18 protein-coding genes and 1 riboswitch are annotated in these 21,829 nt (G+C 35.8%); of the genes, 8 read left to right on the top strand and 10 right to left on the bottom strand.

Annotated features, from left to right (window positions below; all coding sequences use genetic code 11):
* Positions 1-403 precede the first annotated feature (403 nt).
* Both ACYH9I_RS07610 and clpB read right to left on the bottom strand, forming a co-directional pair.
* On the bottom strand, positions 404-1,000 hold the full coding sequence (locus ACYH9I_RS07610; protein ID WP_483560093.1) for a hypothetical protein: 597 nt from the start codon (positions 998-1,000) through the stop codon (positions 404-406).
* Positions 1,001-1,166: 166 nt separating this feature from the next.
* Positions 1,167-3,737 carry an ATP-dependent chaperone ClpB gene (gene clpB / locus ACYH9I_RS07605; RefSeq protein ID WP_483560091.1) on the bottom strand — a complete coding sequence of 857 codons (2,571 nt, stop codon included), beginning with the start codon at positions 3,735-3,737 and terminating at the stop codon, positions 1,167-1,169.
* A 286-nt stretch (positions 3,738-4,023) separates the two neighbouring features.
* Positions 4,024-4,069, top strand: a riboswitch (PreQ1 riboswitch).
* Positions 4,070-4,072: 3 nt separating this feature from the next.
* On the opposite strand from clpB, the gene queD reads away from it, so the two are divergent.
* The 4 genes from queD to pbpC all read left to right on the top strand — a co-directional run bounded on the left by queD (position 4,073) and on the right by pbpC (position 9,748).
* Entirely contained in the window at positions 4,073-4,501 is a 429-nt protein-coding gene (gene queD, locus ACYH9I_RS07600; RefSeq protein WP_483560089.1) for a 6-carboxytetrahydropterin synthase QueD, read from the top strand.
* Positions 4,498-5,112 (top strand): 7-carboxy-7-deazaguanine synthase QueE, encoded by a 615-nt coding sequence (locus ACYH9I_RS07595; protein ID WP_483560088.1) that lies wholly within the window; start codon positions 4,498-4,500, stop codon positions 5,110-5,112. The genes queD and ACYH9I_RS07595 overlap by 4 nt, the downstream gene beginning before the upstream one ends.
* Before the next feature lie 486 nt (positions 5,113-5,598).
* On the top strand, positions 5,599-7,332 hold the full coding sequence (argS, locus tag ACYH9I_RS07590) for an arginine--tRNA ligase (protein ID WP_483560086.1): 1,734 nt from the start codon (positions 5,599-5,601) through the stop codon (positions 7,330-7,332).
* A gap of 76 nt (positions 7,333-7,408) precedes the next feature.
* The gene (gene pbpC, locus ACYH9I_RS07585) at positions 7,409-9,748 is read left to right on the top strand and encodes a penicillin-binding protein 1C (protein ID WP_483560084.1); all 2,340 of its coding nucleotides are present in this window, start codon (positions 7,409-7,411) and stop codon (positions 9,746-9,748) included.
* A 51-nt stretch (positions 9,749-9,799) separates the two neighbouring features.
* Here pbpC and ACYH9I_RS07580 read toward each other — a convergent pair whose 3' ends face one another.
* Positions 9,800-10,090, bottom strand: a complete 291-nt coding sequence (locus ACYH9I_RS07580; RefSeq protein ID WP_483560082.1) for a putative quinol monooxygenase — start codon at positions 10,088-10,090, stop codon at positions 9,800-9,802.
* A 458-nt stretch (positions 10,091-10,548) separates the two neighbouring features.
* Between ACYH9I_RS07580 and ACYH9I_RS07575 the strand changes: the two genes are divergently transcribed.
* A complete protein-coding gene (locus ACYH9I_RS07575) occupies positions 10,549-11,565 on the top strand; it encodes an amidohydrolase family protein (RefSeq protein ID WP_202983816.1) in 1,017 nt (338 codons plus the stop codon).
* A 144-nt stretch (positions 11,566-11,709) separates the two neighbouring features.
* Here the strand turns inward: ACYH9I_RS07575 and ACYH9I_RS07570 are convergent, their stop codons facing one another.
* From ACYH9I_RS07570 to rnm, 4 genes are all read right to left on the bottom strand, one after another.
* Positions 11,710-13,098 (bottom strand): hypothetical protein, encoded by a 1,389-nt coding sequence (locus tag ACYH9I_RS07570; protein WP_483560080.1) that lies wholly within the window; start codon positions 13,096-13,098, stop codon positions 11,710-11,712.
* 266 nt (positions 13,099-13,364) lie between these two features.
* Positions 13,365-14,357 (bottom strand): 23S rRNA pseudouridine(2605) synthase RluB, encoded by a 993-nt coding sequence (rluB, locus tag ACYH9I_RS07565; RefSeq protein WP_483560078.1) that lies wholly within the window; start codon positions 14,355-14,357, stop codon positions 13,365-13,367.
* Between the two features lie 81 nt (positions 14,358-14,438).
* Positions 14,439-15,059: an L-threonylcarbamoyladenylate synthase gene (locus tag ACYH9I_RS07560; RefSeq protein WP_483560076.1), complete on the bottom strand. Its 621-nt coding sequence runs from the start codon at positions 15,057-15,059 to the stop codon at positions 14,439-14,441.
* A gap of 91 nt (positions 15,060-15,150) precedes the next feature.
* Positions 15,151-16,035, bottom strand: a complete 885-nt coding sequence (gene rnm, locus ACYH9I_RS07555; protein WP_483560074.1) for an RNase RNM — start codon at positions 16,033-16,035, stop codon at positions 15,151-15,153.
* Between the two features lie 19 nt (positions 16,036-16,054).
* Here rnm and rraB point away from each other — a divergent pair, with 19 nt between their 5' ends.
* Entirely contained in the window at positions 16,055-16,450 is a 396-nt protein-coding gene (gene rraB, locus ACYH9I_RS07550; protein ID WP_483560072.1) for a ribonuclease E inhibitor RraB, read from the top strand.
* Between the two features lie 207 nt (positions 16,451-16,657).
* On the opposite strand, the gene kdsA is transcribed toward rraB, so the two are convergent.
* From kdsA to prfA, 3 genes are read right to left on the bottom strand one after another with little or no spacing between them, the layout of a single operon-like run.
* Positions 16,658-17,512, bottom strand: a complete 855-nt coding sequence (kdsA, locus tag ACYH9I_RS07545) for a 3-deoxy-8-phosphooctulonate synthase (RefSeq protein ID WP_483560104.1) — start codon at positions 17,510-17,512, stop codon at positions 16,658-16,660.
* Positions 17,513-17,532: 20 nt separating this feature from the next.
* The gene (gene prmC / locus ACYH9I_RS07540; RefSeq protein ID WP_483560070.1) at positions 17,533-18,369 is read right to left on the bottom strand and encodes a peptide chain release factor N(5)-glutamine methyltransferase; all 837 of its coding nucleotides are present in this window, start codon (positions 18,367-18,369) and stop codon (positions 17,533-17,535) included.
* Entirely contained in the window at positions 18,366-19,451 is a 1,086-nt protein-coding gene (prfA, locus tag ACYH9I_RS07535; RefSeq protein ID WP_483560068.1) for a peptide chain release factor 1, read from the bottom strand. The genes prmC and prfA overlap by 4 nt, the downstream gene beginning before the upstream one ends.
* Before the next feature lie 298 nt (positions 19,452-19,749).
* Here prfA and manA point away from each other — a divergent pair, with 298 nt between their 5' ends.
* Both manA and ACYH9I_RS07525 read left to right on the top strand, forming a co-directional pair.
* A complete protein-coding gene (gene manA, locus ACYH9I_RS07530; protein ID WP_483560066.1) occupies positions 19,750-20,988 on the top strand; it encodes a mannose-6-phosphate isomerase, class I in 1,239 nt (412 codons plus the stop codon).
* Positions 20,989-21,097: 109 nt separating this feature from the next.
* Positions 21,098-21,826: a GntR family transcriptional regulator gene (locus ACYH9I_RS07525; RefSeq protein ID WP_483560064.1), complete on the top strand. Its 729-nt coding sequence runs from the start codon at positions 21,098-21,100 to the stop codon at positions 21,824-21,826.
* Positions 21,827-21,829: the final 3 nt, after the last annotated feature.

The raw sequence follows: 21,829 nt of genomic DNA, 5'->3' as shown, positions 1-21,829 counted from the left end.
TGAATAAAAAACCAAATAAAATTTAATAAAATTAATGCCTTTTTAACCGATTTTTTGGTGATTGAATAGTTGTTATTAAAGTGCTCTATTCGTGGTTTTGTTGATTTGCTATATGCTGGCGCTTTGTTTAGGCTGTGTAAGTGATTGATTTAGCTTAAAAACATCAAAATAAAAACTTGAATAAAATCAATACCTTTTCTGACCACTTTTTGGATGATTAAATGGCAATTATTAAGGCGTTTTGTCCATAGTTTGACCTATTGTTAGAAAGCGGCACTTTGTCTAGATTGTATAAGCGATTAATTTTTCATTAAAATAATAAAAAATACCATTAAATTAATGCCATAAATATTTTCTATTGGTGGTTTTCTTTTCTTACTCTATTTATATTTTTATACAAACGTTACTTCCTTGCATAAATCTTTTTTTCTGAATCAGGAACCGGTTCGCCAACTTCCCTTGCAATTAATTCGAATTTGTTTTCGATGACATTTTTATAAAAGATATCAATAAACTGTTGAAAAGCTAGAAAGTTATCTTTGATTTCGGTGCTTGATGATGGCTTTTGTTCAATAGAAAAATCAAGTATTGTGTCTTTATCGCCAATATTTTCAATATTTAATTTGATACGGATACAATCCAATTTAATAGAGTCAAGAGTATGGATAAAGAAGATGTGAATTCGTTGCAGTGGGATTACCGTTGTTGGTCGTATTTCAGATGATAGGGTTAGGTTGTTTTCATCAATGCTGATTTGTAGGTTTTCTTGCTGTTTTTTTACTGTAAGATAAAAGCCTAATCGAAAAGCCGCCGCGGTGATTATGAGATACCCAACACAGATGCCTACTGTCACCATCCAATTTTTTGAAGTACAAGTTAATAGAAGATAAATAAAAATTGCTGTTGGTATGATAAACACAAATATAAGAAATAACATTTGGATAAAAGTGGAAAAGCCTTTATCTGCAGCGTGCACGGTAAATTTGTAGTTATGGTTCATTAGACCACCTAAATATTCTATCCTAATTTTTTTAATTATAAATTAAAGCAATTGTTTTTTATATAAAAAATTAAAGTTATTTTTATTTTCAGGCGGTTGTTATGGTGTTTATTTTAGTAGCATAAAAAAACCGACCATAAAGGCCGGTTTGTTGTTTGATGGTTAATTACTGTTTAGCTTCGATGTTGTCGCCAACTAAATCTAGATGAATGGTTTTACCCGGAACTAGTTTGCCAGACAGTATTTGCTGTGCCAATGGGTTTTCGATCTCTTGTTGGATCGCTCGTTTTAATGGTCTTGCCCCATAAATTGGGTCAAAGCCGACTTTAGCAAGTTGTTCCAACGCTGCATCCGAGATATCCAATTGGTAACCACGTTCATCTAAACGTTTTTCAACATGTGCTAATTGAATTTTTGCAATCGCTTTGATGTTTTCTTGACCGAGTGGGTGGAAGACCACTGTTTCGTCAATACGATTGATAAATTCTGGTCTAAAGTGTTTAGCAACAACTGTCATCACTAGCGCTTTCATTTCGTCATAACTTAGATCAACTTGACCTTGAATTAAGTCAGATCCTAAGTTTGATGTCATAATTATGACGGTATTACGAAAATCAACCGTGCGACCTTGGCCATCAGTTAAGCGTCCATCATCGAGAACTTGCAGTAAGATATTAAAGACATCTGGATGCGCTTTTTCGACTTCATCAAGTAAAATAACTGAATAAGGTCGACGTCTAACTGCTTCTGTCAAATATCCGCCTTCTTCATAACCAACATAACCCGGAGGTGCACCAATTAAGCGAGCAACAGAGTGTTTTTCCATAAACTCTGACATATCAATACGCACCATGGCATCTTCGCTATCAAACATAAAGTTAGCCAGTGATTTGCAAAGCTCGGTTTTACCTACCCCTGTTGGTCCTAAGAATAGGAACGATCCAATTGGTCTGTTTGGATCAGAAAGCCCAGCGCGGCTACGACGAATTGCATTAGCAACCGCTAATACCGCTTCATTTTGGCCAATGACACGTTTATGTAAAGCATCTTCCATATGTAATAGTTTGTCTTTTTCGCTCTCAAGCATTCTAGAAACCGGAATACCTGTCGCTTTAGATAGCACTTCGGCAATTTCGTTATCGGTCACTTTGTTACGCAATAACTTCATGGTTTTGCCTTCTAACTGAGTTGCTGAAGCCAGTTTCTTTTCGAGCTCTGGTATTTTGCCGTATTGTAATTCAGACATTTTGCTCAAGTCGCCAGCTCGACGTGCTTGCTCTATTTCAGTCCGCGCTTTTTCTAGCTCAGCTTTGATGCTTTGCGTGCCCGAAACAGCTGCTTTTTCTGATTTCCATTCTTCTTCAAGTGATGCATATTCCTTTTCTTTTTCAGAAAGTTCATCATTTAACATCTCAAGTCGTTTTTTACTGGCATCGTCAGACTCTTTTTTAAGCGCTTGTTGCTCAAGTTTAAGTTGAATGATGCGCCTTTCAAGTCGATCTAAAGATTCAGGTTTTGAATCCATTTGCATACGAATACTCGATGCGGCTTCGTCAATTAAGTCAATTGCTTTATCAGGCAACATACGATCAGAAATATAACGATGCGATAGCGTTGCCGCCGCCACAATTGCTGGATCGGTAATTTGTACATGATGATGCAGTTCATAACGTTCTTTTAATCCACGCAAAATGGCAATAGTATCTTCAACTGTTGGCTCGGCAACATAGACTTTTTGGAAACGACGCTCTAACGCCGGATCTTTTTCGATATACTGACGATATTCATCAAGTGTTGTTGCGCCCACGCAGTGCAATTCTCCACGCGCTAATGCAGGTTTTAGCATATTACCGGCATCCATTGCACCATCGCTTTTACCTGCACCAACCATGGTATGGATTTCGTCGATGAATAATATAATGCGACCTTCTTCTTTTGCTAAGTCTTTAAGCACGGCTTTTAATCGTTCTTCAAATTCACCACGATATTTAGCGCCGGCAATTAACGCACCCATGTCTAATGATAAAACACGTTTATTACGCAATCCTTCAGGTACTTCGCGGTTAACAATACGTTGAGCCAAACCTTCAACAATGGCGGTTTTACCCACACCTGGTTCACCAATTAATACCGGATTATTTTTAGTACGGCGTTGTAATACCTGAATTGTTCGGCGAATTTCTTCATCACGACCAATAACAGGATCAAGTTTACCTTGTTCTGCCCGTTGAGTTAAATCAATGGTATATTTTTTAAGAGCACCACGTTGATCTTCTGCATTAGGATCGTTCACGTTATCGCTACCTCTTACTTGATTGACTGCTTGGCTAAATTTGTCTTTATTGACACCCGATCTTTTAAGAATATCACTTAAGCTACCTTTGTCTTCTAAAGCAGCTAATATAAAGAGTTCTGATGATATATAACTATCGCCATTTTTTTGGGATAATTTGTCGCATAGATTTAATACGCGAATAAACTCTTGCGATGGCATAACATCCCCACCCACACCTTGAACTTGGGGTAATCGATCAATAGCTTGCGTTAATTCTTGTTGCAAAATAGCAATATTTGCACCAGCAGTAGTCAATAATGGTGTTATACTGCTACCTTCTTGATTAAGCATGGCTGATAGGACATGCACAGGCTCTATATATTGATTGTCTTTACCCAATGCAATAGACTGCGCACTAGCTAAAGCTTGTTGAAACTTGTTTGTTAATTTATCTAACCTCATAGTATTTATCTCCTGAGCAATAGATTTGGATTCAATGCTTAACACATTCAACCCATTTGCATGTGATCTAAATGTGTGTTGCAATCTAAATTTCAAGAGCAAATCCAGAATATTTTTTATAAAATTTATACAGCAAGATCAGCAAGTATTTAAAGCTTCACTAGCGTCAAAAATAAAGGTCACCGCAATTCAATCAATTACCACTCAATGTTGTTTTAAATAAAACTTGCAAGATGACAACTCAGCTTTTATCTATTATATTAGCGCCTTTATTTTGTTAGGTTCGCTAACCGTGGTTCGTAATCCATCCCACGTAAAAAAACTAGGAATATAAAATGTTTAAAATAGCTAAAGAGTTTCAATTTGACGCCTGTCATATGCTAGATGGGCACAATAAAAAGTGTCACAATCTGCACGGTCATACTTATCGTTTATTAGTCGAAATTAGCGGTGACCTTATCGATAATGGTTCAAGTCAAGACATGGTCATGGATTATGCTGATCTAAAAATGATTGTTAAACAGCATATTATTGATCCACTGGATCACGCTTATCTTTACAACCAAAATAACCCAAATGAGCGCCGTATCGCCACATTACTACAAGAAATGGAGCGCAAAATCTTTGCCTTTCCATGCCGAACTACTGCCGAAGGAATGAGCAAATTTATCTTTGATCGCCTGTCGCAATATTTGCCTGTGTCGATGATCAAATTATGGGAAACACCAACTTCGTATTGTGAATATCATCGGAGCCCAATATGATCGAATTTCGCATCGTTGAAATCTTCGAGTCTTTACAGGGCGAAGGTTATAATACAGGCATGCCTGCTGTTTTTATCCGTTTTGCTGGGTGCAATTTAAATTGTGCTTGGTGTGATACTAATTTCCGCCAATTTACCCGGTTTACGTTAGATACACTGCTTGCTAAAGTGAGTGAATATAACAGCAAAAACATTATCATTACTGGCGGCGAACCCACTATGGTTAAAGCATTACCTCAATTGCTTGTACCATTAAAAAATGCGGGTTATTTTATTGCCATTGAAAGTAATGGACTTGGCAAAGTTGATCCGCTTATAGATTATATAGCTCTTAGCCCTAAGTTTTGTTATCAGTCACGCTATCAAAAAATAGCACAACCTACTGCCAATGAAGTGCGGATTGTTGCCGAAAATCATGCTGATTTTATCCCTTTTTGCCAATATATCGAAACTCAAATTCACGCCAAACGCTATTACCTTTCACCGTGCGAAAAAGATGGTGCGTTTAATATGTTTGAAACCATTGAACTATTGGGGAAAATCAACAAAGACCGCTTGGATAATAAATGGCTTTTGAGTGTACAAAGCCATAAGTTTGCCAATATTGATTAGTCTTTTAAATTGAAGGAAACGGTTTTGGTGGTGTTTTTTGACTAAAAACCACCAAATAAAAACTTAAATAAAATCAATACTTTTTCTGACCGATTTTTGATGAAAAATAACCTACTCTTTTTGTTTTGGTGGGTAGAATGGTTTGGCTATGGGGAGGGCGAACGTTTGTTGTTTGGATGTTCAAAATAGTTATAATGAGCACGTCTTCGTTAGGAAATTATGACAAATTCTATAACTCAGATATGGTCGATAGAGTTATTTAATCACTAAAACTACAAACGCGCAAAATTTCTACACTAATTACATACTATTAACCAAAACAACTCTCCCAAATTTCAGATAAAACCGTCAGAAAACATATTGATTTAATTTAATTTTTTTATTTTGTTTTTAAATAAAAAAAATATCCCATCACATCCAATCAGTGACAATTCGTCACTTTCTCGGTATGATATTAGCCATTTTAGAAAATAGATTAGGTTTAGTGTGAATATTCAACAATTATTAACGCAACGTGTTTCGCAAGCGATGATTATGGCAGGTGCAGATAAAAACTGCGACGCTCTAATTAAGCAATCAGCTAAAGTGCAATTTGGCGATTATCAAGCAAATGGCATTATGTCTGTAGCCAAAAAACTCGGAATGCCGCCTCGGGAGCTTGCTCAAGCGGTTTTACAACATTTAGATATTGACGATATCGCCGAAAAAGTTGAAATTGCAGGTCCAGGCTTTATCAATATCTTTTTAAAAAATAGCTGGATTGCTAAGCAAAATGAAGTTGCTTTAGGTAGTAATAAACTCAATATTACTTTACCAACCAAGCCACAAACCATTGTGGTTGACTATTCTGCACCTAATGTCGCCAAAGAGATGCATGTCGGGCACTTGCGTTCAACCATTATTGGTGATGCTAGCGTTCGCGTTTTATCGTTTTTAGGGCATAACGTTATTCGTGCTAACCATGTTGGTGATTGGGGAACGCAATTTGGGATGTTAATTGCCTATCTTGAAAAGATACAAAATGAGCATGCCAATGATATGGATCTTTCAGATTTAGAGTCATTCTACCGTGCTGCTAAAAAACACTATGACGAAGACGAAGTGTTTGCCGAAAAAGCCCGTAATTATGTAGTAAAACTACAAGGCGGTGATGAGTATTGTCGCGATATGTGGCGTAAGTTGGTTGATATTACCATGACGCAAAATATTGTCACTTATAAACGTTTAAATGTTACGTTATCGCTTGAAGACACCATGGGCGAAAGCATCTATAACAGTATGCTACCGGGAATTGTTGCCGATTTAAAACAAAAAGGGCTAGCCGTTGAAAGCGAAGGCGCGATTGTTGTGTTTTTAGATGAGTATAAAAACAAAGAAGGGGAGCCGATGGGTGTTATCATCCAAAAACGGGATGGTGGTTATCTTTACGCTACAACCGATATTGCTTGCGCAAAATACCGTTACGAAACGTTACACGCTGATCGTATTCTTTATTATACTGACTCTCGCCAACATCAGCATTTGGAGCAAGTTTGGACAATTATTCATAAAGCCAAGTATGTGCCAGAATCATTAAAACTTGAGCACCATATGTTTGGCATGATGCTAGGTAAAGATGGTAAACCGTTTAAAACACGTTCTGGTGATACTGTTAAATTAAATGATTTGCTAGACGAGGCTTGTGAACGTGCGACAACATTAATTCGTAGCAAAAATCCTGACTTAACAGAAAGTGAGCTTGCCGAAATCGTCGATGCAGTGGCTATTGGTGCAGTTAAATATGCCGATCTTTCCAAAAACCGTACCACCGATTATGTTTTTGATTGGGATAATATGTTGTCATTTGAAGGCAATACCGCACCTTATTTACAATATGCTTATACCCGTGTGTTATCAATATTTAAAAAATCAAATATTGCCGAAGACAGCTTAACAGGTAATATTAGTTTAGAAACCGATAAAGAGCGTGCCTTAGCAACTCGTTTAATTCAATTTGACGAAACAATTTCAACCGTAGCAAGGGAAGGTACGCCGCATGTACTTTGTGCTTATCTTTATGAAATCGCGACGCTGTTTTCAAGTTTTTATGAAAACTGCCCTATTTTAACAGCCGACAGCGAAAGCTTGAAGCAAAGCCGCTTGAAATTGGCTTGTTTAACAGCGAAAACACTGAAAATTGGTCTTGATATGTTAGGTATTAAGACGGTTGAAAAAATGTAAGTAAACTGCCACCGATGTGAATGCATGGGTGGCAGTTTTTGCTAACATGCCTAGCATTTTGGACTATTAACTAAATATGATCAGGTTTATTGTTCGTCATCAAAATAAGTTAATGGCTTTGTTGCTGTTATTTATTACAATTTTTGCTATTCGTTTATATCCACATCCCCCACTTTCAGAATCACTAAGCTTTTCAAAGCGCTATTATGATGACAGTGACCAGTTAATTCGCATGACATTAGCCAATGATGATCGTTATCGTTTATGGACGCCTTTAGAAGATATTTCGCCCGATATTGTTAATGGCTTGTTACTGCACGAAGATCAGTGGTTTTATTATCATATTGGTGTTAATCCATTTAGTTTGATGCGCGCTTTTGGCGCAACTTATTTGACTGGAGGCAATCGTCAAGGCGCATCCACAATCACCATGCAACTGGCACGCATGCATTGGCGGTTAAATACTAGAACTATTGGTGGTAAATTGCATCAAATAGCTAGAGCAATTCAGTTAGAACTGATGTATTCCAAGCATGATATTTTAGAGGCTTATTTAAATTATGCTCCTTTTGGACGCAATATTGAAAGCGTTGGCGCCGCATCATTTATTTACTTTAATAAACCACCTGCGCAAGTTAATTTGCCCGAAGCATTAACGCTGGTGGTTTTACCTCAATCCCCAACCTATCGGGTTGATCGTAAAACAGGATTTGCAGGTAAAGCATTAGTTAAAGCAAGAAATCAATTATTTGATCGTTGGCAAGAAAAATATCATGTTGATAGCCATATTGCGGCGCTTTTTTCGCAAAAGTTGGTTTTACGTCAACCAGAACAAGTGCCCTTTGTGGCGCCCCATTTTGTGAATCAAATCATTCACCAGAAAAACGACCAAACCCAAGAAGTCAAAACCACATTAGACAGCAATCTGCAAAAAATCATCCATCGTCAAGTCAACGCGTTTATCGAGCGCAATCGTTTGAAAGGCATAAATAATGCCTCTGTGATTTTGGTTGATACCCAAACAATGAAGGTTAAAGCGCTGATCGGATCGGCTAATTATTTTGATAATTCAATTCAAGGTCAAGTAAACGGTACACTTGCCAAACGTTCACCCGGCTCTACGCTTAAACCGTTTATTTATGCGCTTGGCATTGATCAAGGTGTTTTGCATCCCCGTACCATTTTAAAAGATGTAGCAACCGATTTTGGTTCATACACCCCCGAAAATTTTGATCGCAACTTTCGTGGCCCTATTTCGGCTACCGATGCGTTAATTCATAGCCGTAATATTCCTGCGGTATGGGTTGCATCAAAATTGAATAATCCCACTTTTTACCAGTTTTTAGTCAACGCCCATATCCAAAAGCTCGCCGATGAAGCGCATTATGGCTTGTCTTTAGTGTTGGGGGGCGGTGAAGTGAGCCAGCAAGAATTAGTCGGCTTATATGCCATGCTAGCTAATGAGGGACGCTGGCAACCACTACAATTTACCGAATCAGAAACACTTCCCGAACCGGAAAAGTTGTTAAGCCCACAAGCGGCATTTATGACTATCGATATGTTAAAACAAAATACCCGTCCACAAGATGTGCTGAGCAAAATGCAAAAAAATGTAGTCCCTGTTGCTTGGAAGACGGGTACTTCATGGGGCTTTCGTGATGCTTGGACTGCAGGGACTTTTGGACACTATGCTATGGTGGTTTGGCTTGGCAATTTTGATGGTAGTGGTAATAATGCCTTTGTAGGTGTCGATGCTGCCACACCACTCTTTTTCAATATCGTTGATAGCATTAATGCTTATTATCCTAACGTGCGTTCCCCTAATCGCCCATTACCACCAAATTTAAAACGCATTGATATTTGTCTAACCAGTGGCAATTTACTGACCCAATGGTGTAAAGCAAAAGGTAAAACGTGGTTTATTCCTGGGGTTTCTCCTATTAATCCTGATACTATTTTCAGACCTGTTATGGTCGATAATCAAACAGGTAAAGCGGTTTGTCCACCTTATGATTTAACGACATCTCACTTAGCTGTTTTTGAATATTGGCCGTCCGATTTATCCGCTATTTTTGCTAAAGCAGGTATCCCGAAAAAAGTGCCACCCTCAACAAAACATTGCCGTTCATCACAAAATTATGTAGGTGAACCACCCAAAATAACTTCACCACTCAAAAATGTGGTTTATCAATTTAGAACAACAAAACAAAAAAATGAACAAATTAGTTTTACCGCTAATAGTGATGGCGATGTTAAAACACTTTATTGGTTTGTCAATGACAGTTTTATTGGGCAAACCGATCCCCGAAAGGCAATTAGCTGGATCCCAACACAAAGCGGAACGTTCAAAATATTAGTGCTTGATGACTTGGGGCGAAGTGATTCACGAAGTGTAAAAATCGAACTCTTTGATTAATAAACATGATAGTTAACCTTAAGTCACTAACTATCATAATCAACTTTTAAGCTACATGATTTGTTTAACTATATTAATTTCTAACCCATCAACGTGATCTTTAGCAAAGTTGGCAAATTCGACAAAATGAGGCGTTGTATTGTGAAAATCAATGGCCTGTTGTGAAGCCCATGTTTCGATCACAACAAAAATATTAGGGTTATCAATACTTTGATTAAGTTCATAGCGCACGCAACCTGCTTCGGCTCTACTACCTGCGACTAATCGTTTAAATATTGGTTGAAATGCATCATAAAATTCTGGTTTAACGGTGATTGTGGCAACGATATTTAATTGGCTCATGTTAACTATCCTATATTTCAAAATAATTGGTTAGCACAGTATACGCTTGGTATTACGAATAATCCAAAGCAGAATAATGAGATAAATAATCTCATTTTTGTGACGCTCAATTATTATTATTAAATAACAAGTTATCATTTAATTTTTTATTTTATGGATAATTTGTATTTATTGAACGCTTTTTTGTTAGTAGAAAATCTAAAAAATAATACTTTAACCATTTCATTTATTTATATATTTTATCAATTATAGTACTTGCTATTAAAAATATTTTGGTTAGAATTTCTGCAATTTTTAATCGATAAGGTATAAGCGCAATGAACACTTGTAAATCAATAATCCTAATCACTAAAATTATTGATATTACTTTTATCCTCCTTTTTGGGGGATTTTTTTTGCCTATTGCGCTCGATTTTATCCACTTTATTTAAAATGATTGCATTGTAGAGGCACACATTATGATTGAACATAAAAACATGTTATTAACCACAAGAGACCAAAGTTTAAAAGCCTATTTAATGAATAAAATTAAACAAAATGGCGGATGGGTTAATGCTCATATGCATGCCGATCGTGCTTTTACTATTTCGGTTGATAGTTTTGATGTCTATCAAAAACAGACCTTAATTGAAAAATGGGATACATTAGATAAAGTCAAAGCATCAATGAGCGAAGATGATTACTATCGCCATTTTAGTATGGCGGTTGAACGGATGATTGAGCAAGGGGTGAGTGCAATGGGATCGTTTGTTGATATTGACCCTATCGCTCAAGAACGGGCAATTAGAGGGGCGTTAAGAGCACGCGAAACCTATAAAAATGACATCACTATAAAATTAGTCAATCAGACACTTAAAGGCGTTATCGATAAAGAAGCTCGTTATTGGTTCGATAAAGGCGCTGATTTAGTTGATATTATTGGTGGTTTACCACGTCGTGATGAGCGCGATCATGGTGAAGGAATGGGACTGAAACATCTTGATGTGCTAATGCAAACAGGTAAATCATTAGGAAAAATGGTGCATGTACATGTTGACCAGTTTAATTCTCAAGATGAGATCGAAACGGAACAGCTTACCGATAAAACCCTTGAACATGGTATGCATGGTCGCGTTGTTGCTATTCATAGCATTTCGATCACAGCCCACAGTTTAGAATATCGCCAAAAACTCTATAAAAAAATGAAAGAAGCAAAAATGATGGTAATTGCCTGCCCATTTGCTTGGATCGATAGCCCACGCCGTGAAGAACAAGGCCCTACTCGTAACTCACTCACCCCCGTAGATGAACTAGCTGCTGCTGGTATTCCTGTTGCTATTGGTACTGATAACGTGAGTGACTATATGTTACCATTTTCAACTGGTAATATGTGGGAAGAACTTAAATTGTTAGTGACCGGATGTCGTTATACTGATTTAGATAATGTAATTAATGTAGCAACAAAAAATGGACGAATGGTGCTTGGGCTTGAATAGTTAATCATCTATCTTAAATAAAAATCCCACAAACAATAAATAATGTTGTTTGTGGGATTTTATTTTTGCTGTGCATATAAATATTATGCACACTGATGAGATTAGATTATCTTTTGTAAAAATTAAAATATAAACTTTAATTAGTTATAAATATGAAAGATCTCTAATAATATCGTCAAACCGTGATTTTAGTTCGGTTAATTGCTGTTCTTTTGCTGCTTGAAGCAAGCTATCTTTAGTTTTCAACACTCCTTCACTATGGTTGCGCAAATTAGAGGGCACATTACCAGAATAGATATAATCATGTTTTGCCGATGTTTGAACAATGTCAAATTTTTTATTGTAACTATAAGCACCATGGACATCAATTTCAGTGGTCAAGGTTAATTTATTGCTATGCGTCACCGTTTTTAAATTAAATTGCTGATCTTTGTAGGTTTTAACTTGCTTTTTATTGCCGTTTTCGTCAGACACTTCAACAAATTTATCAAAGACTTGTTCGGTTTTGGTTTCATTGTTAACGGATTCTCCAAGATCAGAAAATTCAACATTTGTCGTAATGCGGATTGTGACATCTGCCTGACTTGGTTGATAAGCAATGAATTCTATAAAGTCCTTACTTAATATATCTAATACAAAAGATTTTAATTCTAAAGAATTATAATAAACTTTAATTTTTCCTTTTTTTGTATAATTATTTGCTTGTGAATCTGCATCGCGAAAAGATCCGTATTGACGATAAGTAGAAGCTGCCGAGGCGTAATATTTAGCAATTTCACGAAATTGATAACGATGCGTTGCAGTCTTTGCAAGTTGTTGTGCTTGTTCATAAGCATTTTCTGCTTGTTGAGTACAGTATTTTCTATCATTATCAATAGAAAGTTTATCACTATCTTTGTACTTGCCAAGCGGTTTATATACCTCCGAGGCATTACTAAATGCATCCGCAGCAGCTTTATAATTACCTTGCTGTTCGAACATTTTTCCTTGATCATAATACTCTTTAGCCGCAAGTTGCATATATTTTTTATTGGCATTTTTGTACAAGCTTTCAATATTTTTATAGTTATATTGCTCAAGCCCTTTTCCATATAAATCGGCTCTTATTCTGTAACTTTCACTGTCGGTGCCAGTGATTGAATTACCATAATTGTAGTACTCTTTAGCAATAGTCTGTTGTAATTGAGTCACGTCATATTTGTTATCGAAAAAACTGATTTCTTGGCTATAAAAACGATCGGTTAATCGCATTTTCATGGCTAATAGGTTTTCGTAGCATTTTATTCGTGTGGCATAATCCGAGTTATTGGTGTTTAAAAGGCTTGTTTCGTAATGTTGCATGACATTACTAACTATATTTTGCAGTCGTTGTATATCTTGTTTTCCAAATTCTGTAGGGCCTTTGTCCTCAATGCTGTCGCCCAATAGGTTGATACTTTCTAAATATTTTCCTTCTTTATAAGCATCTTCTGCTGTACGTGTATGGCAAGCAGTTAATAAAAACATAAAAAAAACAGCTATGATTATACGCATAATTTTCCTTTCAATTCATTTTAGTTTTGTGCTCGTTCATCTATTTATTATGATGAAAACTGTTTTAATTGAGCTTAATTAATAAGCTGGTTGATGAGTTTATTATAAATTATCTCTAATTTATTAACTTTTTTTGCTAAAGTTGAGCCAAAAATTAATCATCTCTTTTATTTGATGAGTGATGTTATTTTGAGTATAAAAAGAGATAAATTATGCGTTATACAAATACCCTTAAATAAGTTTTTTATTTAAGGGTGCCATGAAGATTATTTTCGAGTTGCTTTTTGGCGAGTGTTTTTAGAATGCTGATTAAATTTAATACGTTTAGGTCTTACTACTCGTTTGTCAGAAGGCGAACTTGTTGTAAAGCTTTTGGCTTCTGGTGGTAAACCAACTAGTTCACGTAAGTAATTGACTGAGTCAATACCCAGTTCCATCCAAGTTCCACGCGATAATCCTTTGGGTAAAGTGATATTACCATAACGAATACGCAATAATCGGCTAACTTGCACCTCGATTGCTTCCCACATACGGCGCACTTCGCGATTACGTCCTTCAGTTATCACAACATTAAACCATTGGTTAAGCCCATCTCCGCCTTGCACTTTTATTGATTGAAATGAGGCTGGACCATCTTCTAGTTGTATTCCTTTACGAAGCTGATTAATCTGCTGATCAGTCACATTACCAAATACACGCACAGCATATTCGCGCTCAATTTCGTGCCTTGGATGCATTAAACGATTAGCTAATTCACCATCCGTCGTAAATAATAATAAACCAGAAGTATTAATATCAAGCCTGCCAATATTTACCCAACGAGCATTTTTTAATCTAGGCAAACGTTCAAAAACTGTAGCCCGACCTTGTGGATCATGACGAGAGCAAATTTCACCTTCTGGTTTGTAATAAGCAAGCACACGACAAATTTCTTTTTCTTTGCTTCTAAGTTGAACCAAATGTCCGTTGATACGTATTTTAGGGTTTGCATTCACATCTACGCGATCACCTAAAGTGGTAATTTTACCGTCTACACTGATTTTACCGGCTATAATCATGGCTTCAATTTCGCGGCGTGATCCATTGCCTAAATTGGCTAAAACTTTTTGTAGTTTTTCAGTATTATCATATGTCGAAGTTTTGCGTGTCACATTTGGTGTACTTGGTGCTTTCGTTTTTTCATAAGATTGACTTTCTTTAGCTTTAATACTATTTATCTTTTTGCTTCGTTGTGGGAATGCAGATTTGCTATTTTTCATATTATCCTCGCTGTTACCTTCTCAGGTATCATTTTTCTCTTCACTTTATTGTCTGAATGTTGGCAATAAAAAAACGGTCATTTATTCGAATGGTTTAGTGTCTCCACTTCCTTGACGAATAATTTCTGGATAGTCATTTGTTAAATCAATTACGGTGGTGGGTTGCTCACCTATATAGCCTCCGTGCACAATCGCATCAAGCTGATGACCAATTTTATCTTCTATTTCGTCGGGATCGGATTGCGCTTGATCATCATTAGGTAAAATTAACGTTGCAGTCATTAATGGTTGCCCTAATAATTCAAGCAATGCTAAATCAATTTTATTATCTGGAATACGTAGCCCAATGGTTTTACGCTTTTCGTTCATTAATCGACGGGGTACGTCTTTACTGGCTTGTAAAATAAACACATATTTGCCTGGTGTATTATTTTTTAATAATCGAAAAGTCGTGTTATCAACAAAAGCATAGCAAGATAGCTCTGAAAGGTCACGACACATTAAGGTAAAATTGTGATTTTTATCCAGCTGACGAATTTGGCAGATGCGATCAACGCCATGTTTGTTATCCAGTAAGCAACCCAACGAATACCCAGAATCAGTCGGAAAAGCGATAACGCCACCGTCATTTAATATTTTAACAACTTGATCTAATAATCGCGTTTGAGGATTATCTGGGTGGATATAAAAAGTTTTGCTCATAATTTTCTTCTATATCAATTTTTAGTGTTGAGTTGAATACCATCAATATTTGGGTAAAACATAAATATAAGGCCATTTAATACTAATTTATTTAGCATTGCCAATTATGCCAAATTGGTGTAACACTACCTGGTAATGGCGTTGTTTTACCTAAATCTAAATAATTAACTAAATCATGAAAATCTGAACCTTGCGATGCTAACATGTCAAATTCATTGGCTAATTTAGCTAATCGATGTAAATCATCTTGCGTTTGCCTGCTTTGCGAAACCTCAATTGCATCGCCACCACAAGCTTTAAATTCACTCAATAATGATTTTAATTTTGTTAAGGTTAGATCATAACGACTTGGATGTGCAAGCACCGCTTGCCCTCCTGCCATGTGAATCGCATTAACCGCATCAGTAATGCTGCACCATGTTGCAGGCACATAAGCATAACCACCTTTACCTAGGTACTTTTTAAATGCGCGTTTGATGTCCTTAACATAGCCGTTAGCAACTAAAAATCTTGCAAAATGAGCACGTGAAACAATGTCACCTTTAGCAAATTGTTGTGCTTGTTGATAAGCATTTTCAATACTAACCTTTGCCAATTTTTGGCTTATTGCCAACGCCCGATTAATTCTGCCTTGCTCTTGCGATGATAACAAGTTCAATAATTGAGTATGCTTAATATCAATATTTAATCCCACAATATGAATTTCGTTATTCTTCCAAGCCGTAGATATTTCAACACCGCAAACTAATTTAACAGGCAAATTTTCATTAGCAATTGTTTGTTGAGCTTCAGGTAAGCCTTTAACGGTGTCATGATCGGTAATGGCCAAAAGATCAACTTGGTTATCCACTGCCCTTTTGACAAGATCGCTCGGCGTTAAAACACCATCCGATGCTGTAGTATGAGAATGTAAATCAACAATCACTTTTTTCTCGAAAATTATTTTTAAACGTGTAATATACCACACAATTTGCATGACCACTAAAAGGTATATTATGAAAGATCAAATTCTTCTTGCTCAGCAAGACACTAGCGCTATTATCGAAGAACTATTAGAAGATGGTAGCGATCCTCATGCGCTTTATATCATTGAACACCACGTTTCATCACAAAATTTTGATAAATTAGAAAAAGTAGCAGTAGAAGCCTATAAATTAGGTTATGAAGCAACCGATCCCGATGAAGATGTCGATGATGCAGGCAACGTTGTTATCGCTTTTGATATCGTTACAGAAAGTCCGCTTAAAGCTGAATTAATTAATGCGCAAATTGCAGAAATAATCAAGCTTACTACCCAATTTGGCGTTAATTATGATGGTTGGGGTACTTATTTTGAAGATGGAAGTGATGATGACTTTGATGAAGTTGAACTTATGGAGACACTTCATTAAATATTATTAATTCTCTTTCTGATGTTTTATTCTTATCAAGTAAACGGATAAAAATATTTTATTTTCAACCTAAAGTTATTTCAGTTCTTCTATGCTGTTAGCATTTTTTTAGTTTGCTGATATAAAAAGAGAAATGGTTCACATTTCTCTTTTTGTTAATATCTTTATTTACAATAAAACCAAATAACTTTTAAGAAACTTTTAAAGTTAATTTTCAGTATCAATTTCATCAAAGCTTTTTACTAGCTCATCAATGGCTTTCATCTGTTTTAAGAAAGGTTCAAGTTTATCAAGTGGTAATGCTGATGGGCCATCGCATTTTGCATGGTTCGGATCTGGATGTGATTCTAAAAATAACCCAGCTATACCAATAGCCATACCAGATCGCGCAAGTTCAGTCACTTGACCACGACGCCCTCCAGATGCGGCACCCATTGGATCACGACACTGCAAGGCATGAGTAACATCAAAAATAACTGGTGAACCTTTGCTTGCTTTTTTCATAATGTTAAAGCCAAGCATATCAACCACTAAGTTGTCATAACCAAAACAACTGCCCCGATCGCAAAGAATGATTTGATCATTGCCTGCTTCTTCAAATTTCTCAACAATATTACCCATTTGCCCAGGACTGACAAATTGAGGTTTTTTGACATTAATAACTGCGCCGGTTTTTGCCATTGCAACAACGAGATCAGTTTGCCTTGCTAAAAAGGCCGGTAATTGAATCACATCAACCACATCAGCAACGGGTTGACATTGCGCTTCGGTATGGACATCGGTAATAATTTTAATGCCAAACTGTTGTTTAAGCTCTTGGAAGATTTTAAGCCCTTCTTCTAAGCCAGGTCCACGATAAGAATGGATTGATGAGCGGTTCGCTTTATCAAAAGACGCTTTAAAAATATAAGGAATATTCAGTTTATTGGTAACGGTGACATAATGCTCACAGATTTTCATTGCTAAATCACGAGACTCAAGTACATTCATACCACCAAATAGTACAAAGGGTAGATCATTAGCGACAGTAATATCGCCAACGTTTACTTTTTTTTGCTGCATCATAAATAAAATTTTCCTAGTTAAGGTTTGAACCAGCGACCAAGTGTGACTCGATCATTACCACTATAGTCGGTGAAAGTTTCAACTAATTGAAATCCGTGTTGTTTAAAAATGGTTTGCACTGCTTCACCTTGTTTCCAACCGTGTTCTATTAGTAACCAACCATATTGGTGTAAATGCTTAGTTGCACCTTTTACAATTAGTTTAATATCAGCTAAACCACCATCTTCAGAAACTAGTGCACTTCTTGGCTCATAACGCACATCACCTTGTGATAAGTGGATATCTGTTAGCTCAATGTAAGGAGGATTACTGACAATCATTGAAAACTTGCGGTTTTTTATTGGTTTATACCAATCCCCTTGTAAAAAATAAACATTATTTACCCCAATTTGGGTTGCATTTTGTTGAGCTAAAATCAACGCATCTTTATTTTTTTCAATTGCGGTAAATAAACAGTCTTGACGCTCAGTTGCCATGGCGATAACTATTGCACCGGTACCCGTACCAAGATCCAACACTTCGCATGGCACTTTAGGTAGATACTCTAAACCTAATTCAACTAATTTTTCAGTATCGGGTCTAGGGATTAATGTAGCGTTAGAGACATTAAACTTTAAAGACCAAAACTCTTTTTCGCCAGTAATATAAGCGATGGGCTCACCATTTTGCCTACGTTTTAAACATTCAGATAAAGCAATTAACTCATCATCAGTAAGCAATGTTTCACTAAATGCCATTAAAAATGTTCGCGTTTTTTGCGTAACAAAACTCAGCAAAATTTCAGCATCACGCTTTGGACTTTCACTATCAGTTAAAGTTTGAGATGCACTCTTAAGCCATTGTAAATAGGTCATTCATCTTGTTCCGATAAAGCAGCTAGCTGATCTGCTTGATATTCTTGTACAATTGGATCGATTAGCATCTCTAATTTCCCTTCCATTACTTCGTCTAACCGATAAAGAGTTAGGTTAATTCGATGATCAGTAACTCGACCTTGAGGATAGTTATATGTTCTAATTCTATCTGAGCGATCACCTGAACCTAATAAATTACGTCTTGTCGAGGCTTCTTCTTGTTGACGCTTGCGTAACTCCGCATCTTGAATACGCGCAGCCAATACAGACATCGCTTTGGCTCTATTTTTATGTTGGGAACGTTCGTCTTGACATTCAACAACAATACCTGTTGGTAAGTGAGTAATCCGAATAGCTGAATCCGTAGTATTAACATGCTGACCACCGGCACCAGATGAGCGGTATGTGTCAATTTTTAAATCAGCAGGGTTAATTTCAGGCATTTCGGCCTCAGGAACTTCTGGCAAAACAGCAACGGTACAAGCTGAAGTATGAATACGACCTTGCGATTCAGTTTCTGGTACGCGCTGAACTCGGTGTCCACCTGATTCAAACTTCAAATGACCATAAACACCATCACCACTTACTAACATAATAACTTCTTTATAACCACCATGTTCGCCATCATTTGCACTCATAATTTCAACGCGCCAATTTCGTGATTCAGCATAGCGTGTATACATTCGAGCTAAATCACCAGCAAAAATAGCAGCTTCATCACCGCCCGTTCCGGCTCTAACTTCCACAAAGCAGTTGTAATCGTCATTTGGATCTTTCGGTAGTAATAGCACTTGTAATTGTGTTTCTTGTTCTTCAATTCGGCTTAATGCTTCGTTTAGTTCCTCTTGTGCCATTTCACTCATTTCAGGATCGGATAGCATCATTTTAGCTGTCTCAATATCCTCTTGTGTTTGCTTCCAATCGGTAAAACACTTAACAACACCAGTTAATTGTGAATACTCTTTAGACAGTGTACGAAAGCGATTTTGATCGGCAATAATCGAAGCATCAGACAATAATGCTTGAACCTCTTCATAACGCTCTTGTAGCGCTTCTAACTTACTGATAATTGAAGGTTTCATAAAAATATATTTTTATAGAGATTAGTTGAATTTGCTAGGCATTATATACTTAATTGCTTTGAAAATACAGTTTCGGATTGTTGCTAAAGTCATATCCGATCATAGCATAAGCAATCAATAATAAAGCAATTGAATAAAATGAAAATATTCTAAGCATCATAAAAGTAATATCAGTGTTAAAAACGAAAATAATAGCGCATTTAAAATAGATATCACTTGGAATAAATTTAATTTAGGCTACTATTTACCAATACATATTGAGCTTGAATCAACTTATATTGAGAGTATAGTTAACCTATTGAATCAAAATCAATTAACCTTACAACAAAAATGTAGAGGGGGAATAAAGATGAATCAAACGATATGGAAACTTGAAAATAAAATCAAAAATTATGATTGGGGAAGTATCGAAAATATACCAAAATTATTTGGTTTTAAAAATCCATCCCAAAAACCCATAGCAGAAATCTGGATGGGAGCTCATCCTTTAGGGTGTTCATTAGCTATTAATAAACATAATCAAAAAATCAGACTTGATGATCTTATTAAAAACCATCCTTTAGAAATATTAGGAACAAGAACCTTTAAGCAATTTGCTGCTTTGCCTTATTTATTTAAAGTGCTTTCCGCAAATAAAGCGCTATCCATCCAAGTACATCCAACTAAAATAAATGCACAACAAGGTTTTGCAAGAGAAAACCAACTAGGCATTGCCTTAGATAATCCAAGGCGCAATTATAAAGATCCAAATCATAAACCAGAACTAATTTATGCTTTAACACCATTTAAAGCTATGCGATCTTTTCGACCGATTCATGAAATTTTAGAGTTATTTTCTAAAATCAATCTTTTTTCTTTGAATAAAGAGATTGATCAATTACAAAAAAATCCTAACAAACAGCAGTTAAGACAGTTTTTTCATGCATTACTAATGCTACCACCAGAAAAAAAGCATCAAGAAATTAATCAATTATTAGAAAGTATTGAACCGTTCTGTGATGAGCCTTATTTAACAATTAAAACGCTAGCCAAAGATTATCCAAATGATATTGGACTCTTTATGCCTTTAATTTTAAACATTATTGAATTGCAGCCCTCACAAGCAATGTTTTTAAGTGCCGAAACACCCCACGCTTACTTAAGTGGTACTGGGCTTGAGGTTATGGCAAATTCTGATAATGTGTTAAGAGCTGGATTAACCAATAAGCACTTAGACATTGATGAGCTATTAAAAAATACTCAATTTAAAAGTCTAACTTTGAATGAATTATTAACCCAACCGGTTACCCAACAAAATAAAATTGATTATCCAGTTCCTGTTGATGATTTTAAATTTGAAATAATTAAAAGCGATAATCAACAAAGAGTTGAAAAAGTAAACAGTCCACAAATTCTATTTTGTATTGCTGGAAGTATCACACTAAAAACAAAATCTGATATCTTAACTCTAACCAAAGGAGAATCCGCTTTTATTGCTTACGAAGCGCAATACTATCATTATCAAGGAGAGGGAGTATTGGCAAAAGTTTTTAATTAAATTATAACCGATAAAATATAACTAATTAATTTTAATTAATATTAATGTTTTACATAGCAAAAACAATATATTAATATGTATTAATATATTAATGTATATCGTTGTCATCATGAATCCTAAAAATAAAATTCCACGCCATCTTTTTATCCAACAAGATTTATTGAAAAAAATTCAGTCAGGAGAGTATGCTCAAGGTCAATTAATTCCTAAAGAATCTGAATTGACCGAGATTTATAAAGTTAGTAGACCGACCGTACGTCAAGCAATTCAATATTTGGCCAATGATGGTTACCTAGAACGTAGAAAACGCCGAGGAACCATAGTTAAACAACAAAAAATAAATCAAGAATTTACGCATATTATTGAAAACTATGATTCAGAAATGAATAGAAAAGGTCTTCATCCTAGAACACAAGTTCTTACATTCAAAATTGATAAAGCGACTAATGATATAGCGAACCATTTAGAAATCGATGAACAAGATGAGATTTATAAATTGGTCCGTTTACGTTATGCGGAAAATAAACCGATAGTATTAGTCACTACTTATTTACCATTAAAACTTTTACCTGACTTTTTGAATAATGACTTTGAACAAGAAAAGCTATATTCCGTATTACAAAAGATGAATTTTCCGGTATTGCAAATACGTAGAAAACTAGATGTTGTCAAAGCAGATGAAACAACAAGTGATTTATTAGATATTGAAGAAGGAAATCCTATTTTTTATTTTCATTCAATTGGTTATACACATAACAGAATACCAATTGAATACTCAATTTCTAAATATCGTGGTGATATCAATTCATTTATTTTTGAATTAAATCATTCAGCTTAAATT

It is taken from the genome of Gilliamella sp. X-23 (assembly GCF_057063545.1).
Note: the sequence above shows the minus strand (reverse complement) of the source record. Positions and strands in the feature narration are given on the sequence as shown.

Coding starts and splice junctions, on each gene's coding strand:
- rraB (WP_483560072.1), top strand. CDS start 16,055: ATGAAAGATCAAATTCTTCTTGCTCAGCAAGACACTAGCGCTATTATC.
- ACYH9I_RS07570 (WP_483560080.1), bottom strand. CDS start 13,098: ATGCGTATAATCATAGCTGTTTTTTTTATGTTTTTATTAACTGCTTGC.
- prfA (WP_483560068.1), bottom strand. CDS start 19,451: ATGAAACCTTCAATTATCAGTAAGTTAGAAGCGCTACAAGAGCGTTAT.
- prmC (WP_483560070.1), bottom strand. CDS start 18,369: ATGACCTATTTACAATGGCTTAAGAGTGCATCTCAAACTTTAACTGAT.
- ACYH9I_RS07595 (WP_483560088.1), top strand. CDS start 4,498: ATGATCGAATTTCGCATCGTTGAAATCTTCGAGTCTTTACAGGGCGAA.
- ACYH9I_RS07610 (WP_483560093.1), bottom strand. CDS start 1,000: ATGAACCATAACTACAAATTTACCGTGCACGCTGCAGATAAAGGCTTT.
- ACYH9I_RS07560 (WP_483560076.1), bottom strand. CDS start 15,059: ATGAGCAAAACTTTTTATATCCACCCAGATAATCCTCAAACGCGATTA.
- ACYH9I_RS07580 (WP_483560082.1), bottom strand. CDS start 10,090: ATGAGCCAATTAAATATCGTTGCCACAATCACCGTTAAACCAGAATTT.
- clpB (WP_483560091.1), bottom strand. CDS start 3,737: ATGAGGTTAGATAAATTAACAAACAAGTTTCAACAAGCTTTAGCTAGT.
- queD (WP_483560089.1), top strand. CDS start 4,073: ATGTTTAAAATAGCTAAAGAGTTTCAATTTGACGCCTGTCATATGCTA.
- kdsA (WP_483560104.1), bottom strand. CDS start 17,512: ATGCAGCAAAAAAAAGTAAACGTTGGCGATATTACTGTCGCTAATGAT.
- ACYH9I_RS07575 (WP_202983816.1), top strand. CDS start 10,549: ATGATTGAACATAAAAACATGTTATTAACCACAAGAGACCAAAGTTTA.
- pbpC (WP_483560084.1), top strand. CDS start 7,409: ATGATCAGGTTTATTGTTCGTCATCAAAATAAGTTAATGGCTTTGTTG.
- ACYH9I_RS07525 (WP_483560064.1), top strand. CDS start 21,098: ATGAATCCTAAAAATAAAATTCCACGCCATCTTTTTATCCAACAAGAT.
- rnm (WP_483560074.1), bottom strand. CDS start 16,035: ATGCAAATTGTGTGGTATATTACACGTTTAAAAATAATTTTCGAGAAA.
- rluB (WP_483560078.1), bottom strand. CDS start 14,357: ATGAAAAATAGCAAATCTGCATTCCCACAACGAAGCAAAAAGATAAAT.